This window comes from Floccifex sp. (genome assembly GCF_051873495.1).
Taxonomy (GTDB): Bacteria; Bacillota_I; Bacilli_A; order Erysipelotrichales; family Erysipelotrichaceae; genus Floccifex.
In genome coordinates, this window is sequence record NZ_JBJEEX010000134.1 from 1 (window position 1) to 4,383 (window position 4,383).

Consider the following 4,383-nt stretch of genomic DNA (forward strand, 5'->3'; position numbering starts at 1 on the left):
AATAGTTGGGCTTGCCCCTGCGAACATAGCACGTTGCCGGATCCTTTTTTTTATGAAAAAAAATTAAATTTATTATTGCAATATTGATTCTTTTAATATAGAATAGTATGGCATGCGTGGGAGAATGAGTAACCATTCGAAAACCACTGCATAAGACTTTATATAGGAGGTTGTCTTATGAGCAAGAAAAAAGTTACTAAAGTTTGTAAGTTGCAATTCCAAGCAGGTGGAGCTAGACCAGGTCCTGCACTAGCAAGTGCTGGTATCAATATGCCTCAGTTCTGTACTGCATTCAATGATGCAACTAAAGACCGTAAAGGGGATATTGTTCCTGTTGTTATCACAGCATATGAAGATAAGAGTTTTGAATTCGTATTAAAAACTACTCCTGCTGCTAACTTATTAAAGAAAGCTGCTGGAATCTCTACTGCAAGTGGTGACCAAAAACAAGTTGCTGGTACAATTACAGTTGATCAATTAAGAGAAATCGCTGAATACAAAATGCCAGACTTAAATGCAAATGATGTTGATGCTGCTATGCGTATCGTTGCAGGAACTGCACGTAATATGGGTATCAAAATTGAAGGATTTGAATAGGAGGGGCAACAATGGCAAAAATTAGTAAAAGATATGCTGAAGCTGCAAAATTAGTTGATAAAAACCGTTCTTATTCAATTGAAGAAGCAGTTGCATTAGTTAAACAAACATCTACTGTAAAATTCGATGCTACTATCGAATTAAGCTTTAGTTTAAATGTTGATCCACGTCACGCTGATCAACAAATCCGTGGAGCTATGGTATTACCAAATGGTACAGGTAAAACTCAAACTGTTGCTGTTGTAGCTCAAGGTGATAAAGCAAAAGCAGCTCAAGAAGCTGGTGCTGATTTTGTTGGTGATACAGATTTAATCGAAAAAATCGCTAAAGGATGGTTCGATTTTGATGTATTAATCGCTACTCCAGACATGATGGGTAAATTAGGTAAATTAGGTCGTGTATTAGGACCTAAAGGTTTAATGCCAAACCCTAAAACTGGAACTGTAACTATGGATGTAGCTAAAGCTATTGACGAAGTTAAAAAAGGTAAAGTTACTTACCGTGTAGACCGTGAAGGTAACTTAAACGTTATTATCGGAAAAGCAAGTTTCGATAATGAAAAATTAGTTGAAAACTTTAACGCTATTTATGGGGTTATTGCTAAAGCACGCCCTGCTGCTGTAAAAGGTGCATACATGAAGAAAGTTGTTCTTTCTTCAACAATGGGTCCTGGTGTACCTGTAATTATTGAAAAATAGTTAGAATACCAGTAAAATAAGATTGTTATCAATATTCCAAAGACAGTAACTGCTTTATGCTTAATTTGTTACCGAGGGTTGATGTAGAAATATGTTTTCATATTACTCACACCTTTGGTGTGAGTTTTCTTTTGAATATTGTTACAATATAGAAAGAGTGAGGTGGAACGAATGAATAAAGATATCCTTGCACAAAAGGAAGCCAACGTAAACGCCTTAGCTGAAAGAATGCAAGCTAGTAGCTCAGTAGTTGTATGTGAATACCGTGGGTTATCAGTTGCAGAAGTAACTGAATTACGTCGTGCATTACGTAAAGAAGACGTAGAAATGACAGTTTATAAAAACGCAATCGTACGTCGTGCTGCAGATCAATTAGGTTATGAAGGGTTCAGTGAAACTTTAGTTGGTCCTAATGCGTTCGCATTCGGTAAGGATGCCGTTGCTCCAGCTCGTGTATTAGCTAAATTCGCTAAAACACACGACAAGTTGGTTTTAAAGAACGGTATTGTTGATGGTCAAGTATTAAACGAAGATGCTATCAAAACATTATCTAACTTACCAAACAAAGAAGGTATGTTAGCTAAATTTGCTTCTTGCTTAAATGCTCCTGTTATTAAATTTGCTATGACAATTAAAGCATTAGCTGAAGCAAAAGAAAATGGAACTGTAAAAGTTGAAGAAGCTGTGGTAGAAGAACCACAAGTAGCTGAAGAAGCTGCTGCAGAATAATCTGCAAAAAATAAACATATAGGAGGAAATAAAAATGGCTAAATTAACTCAAGATGAAATTCTTGCATACTTAGAAGAAGCTACAATTTTAGAATTAAATGAATTAGTAAGCGCAATCGAAGAAAAATTCGGTGTAGTTGCTGCTGCTGCTGTTGCTGCTGCTCCAGCTGAAGAAGCAAAAGACGAAGGACCAAGTGAAGTAACTGTAACTTTAACAAGCTTCGGAGCTTCTAAAGTTAACGTTATCAAAATCGTTCGTGAAATCACAGGATTAGGATTAGTTGATGCTAAGAAATTAGTAGACGGATGTCCTGCTGCAATTAAAGAAAACATCTCTCCAGAAGAAGCTGAAGGAATCAAAGCTAAATTAGTTGAAGCTGGAGCTACTGTAGATATTAAATAATTTAATTTAATACTCAAATTATTCCCTTGTTCAATTGAACAAGGGATTTTTTTTATTTTCACTTGATTTATAAATTATAATGTTATAACATTTAACAAGAGGTGAAAATATGAGCTACTTAAACTTTAAATCTAAATATGATAAGTTCCCAATGAAGAAGATATATAATCATCATGCATTTCATGGATATGACGAAATTAAACAAGAATTACAATCCAAAATAACAGAAAATTGTATTCTTGTATTTGATTACTATCCTGGGGTCAATGAAGACGAAGCGATGAATTTAGTTACTTCTTTAAATCCGAATAGAGTTATTGAAACAATTAATATTTTTAAAGATGGACAAACAATTACTGAACAATTAAAGTATTATCTTACTGATGATCGTACATTTGGGAAAATGTATTTCGGTGATTTTATTGATTTTATTGATGAAGCAAAATTAGAAGAAACAAAACAAAGTATTCTTAATAATCAAGGTTTAACAATTGTTTGTGGTGTTGGCGCATCATTAGTTACTGAAGGCGATATTTATGTTTACTTTGATATGGCTAGATGGGAAATTCAATTACGTTATCGTAAGGGAATGCCAAATTATAAAGCAAACAATGAAAATGAAGAAATCCTAAAGAAAAATAAAAGAGGATACTTCATTGAATGGCGTATTGCTGATAAACATAAAGAAAGAAATTTTAATAAATTTGATTATGTTGTGGATACAAATAAAGCCAATGATCCAAAAATGATTTCAGGTGATACTTTTAGATATAGTTTAGATGAATTATCTAAAACACCTTTTAGAACAGTTCCTTATTTTGATCCAGGAATTTGGGGTGGACAATGGATGAAAGAAGTGTGTAATTTAGATAAAAATGAAATTAACTATGCTTGGAGTTTTGATGGAGTTCCAGAAGAAAATAGTATTTTGTTCGATTATGATGATGTTGTATTTGAATTACCTGCAATGGACTTAGTCTTATATAAACCTAAACAATTATTGGGAGAACAAGTATATGCACGTTTTGGTGCTGAGTATCCAATACGATTTGATTTCCTAGATACAATCGAAGGACAAAATCTTTCTTTACAAGTTCATCCTTTAACTGAATATATACGAAAGAACTATGGAATGGCTTATACTCAAGATGAGAGTTACTACATTTTAGATGCTACCGAGGATGCATGTGTATATCTTGGATTAAAAGAAGGAATTAATCCAAATGAAATGATTGATGATTTAAGAGAAGCACAAAAAGGAAATATCATTTTTGATGCAGAGAAATACATTAATAAATTTCCAGCTAAAAAACATGATCATTTCTTAATTCCAGCTGGAACATGTCATTGTTCAGGTGCTGGTGCAATGGTCTTAGAAATTAGTGCAACGCCATATATTTTTACTTATAAATTATGGGACTGGGGAAGAGTTGGTTTAGATGGAAAACCTCGTCCAATTAATGTAGAACACGGAAAAAATGTTATTCAATGGAATCGTACTACAGGATGGCTTAAAGAAAACTTAGTAAATGCGACATATCCAGTAACAGAAGAAGGAAATAATTGTGAGATAGAACATACAGGGCTTCATGAATTGGAATTTATAGAAACGAGAAGATATACTATCAAAGATACTTCATATCATAAAACAAATGGAACAGTAAATCAGTTGAATCTTATCGATGGAATAGAAGCAATCGTAGAAAGTCCAACAAATGCGTTTGAACCATTTGTAGTTCATTATGCAGAAACGTTCATCATTCCAGCATCGATAGAAGAATATACGATTCGTCCATACGGTGAAAGCAAAAATAAAGAAATAAAAGTAATTAAAGCATATGTAAGAAACCCTAAATGCTAAATAATTGGTCACTTTTAAAAAAAAAGTGGCCTTTTTAGTAAAAATCATAAAAAACACAAAAAAAGATACTTTTTTTATAAAAAAGTGTTGACTCT

5 protein-coding genes and 1 other annotated feature are annotated in these 4,383 nt (G+C 33.2%); all 5 genes read left to right on the forward strand.

The window, feature by feature from the left end; translation table 11 throughout:
- Positions 1 to 177 precede the first annotated feature (177 nt).
- Entirely contained in the window at positions 178 to 597 is a 420-nt protein-coding gene (rplK, locus tag ACI313_RS08815; protein ID WP_439755812.1) for a 50S ribosomal protein L11, read from the forward strand.
- 11 nt (positions 598 to 608) lie between these two features.
- Positions 609 to 1,295 carry a 50S ribosomal protein L1 gene (gene rplA, locus ACI313_RS08820; protein WP_439755813.1) on the forward strand — a complete coding sequence of 229 codons (687 nt, stop codon included), beginning with the start codon at positions 609 to 611 and terminating at the stop codon, positions 1,293 to 1,295.
- An 18-nt stretch (positions 1,296 to 1,313) separates the two neighbouring features.
- Positions 1,314 to 1,435: a sequence feature (ribosomal protein L10 leader region), on the forward strand.
- A 31-nt stretch (positions 1,436 to 1,466) separates the two neighbouring features.
- The gene (gene rplJ, locus ACI313_RS08825; protein ID WP_439755814.1) at positions 1,467 to 2,024 is read left to right on the forward strand and encodes a 50S ribosomal protein L10; all 558 of its coding nucleotides are present in this window, start codon (positions 1,467 to 1,469) and stop codon (positions 2,022 to 2,024) included.
- A 34-nt stretch (positions 2,025 to 2,058) separates the two neighbouring features.
- A complete protein-coding gene (rplL, locus tag ACI313_RS08830) occupies positions 2,059 to 2,427 on the forward strand; it encodes a 50S ribosomal protein L7/L12 (protein ID WP_439755815.1) in 369 nt (122 codons plus the stop codon).
- Between the two features lie 109 nt (positions 2,428 to 2,536).
- Positions 2,537 to 4,288 (forward strand): class I mannose-6-phosphate isomerase, encoded by a 1,752-nt coding sequence (locus ACI313_RS08835; RefSeq protein ID WP_439755816.1) that lies wholly within the window; start codon positions 2,537 to 2,539, stop codon positions 4,286 to 4,288.
- Positions 4,289 to 4,383 lie beyond the last annotated feature (95 nt).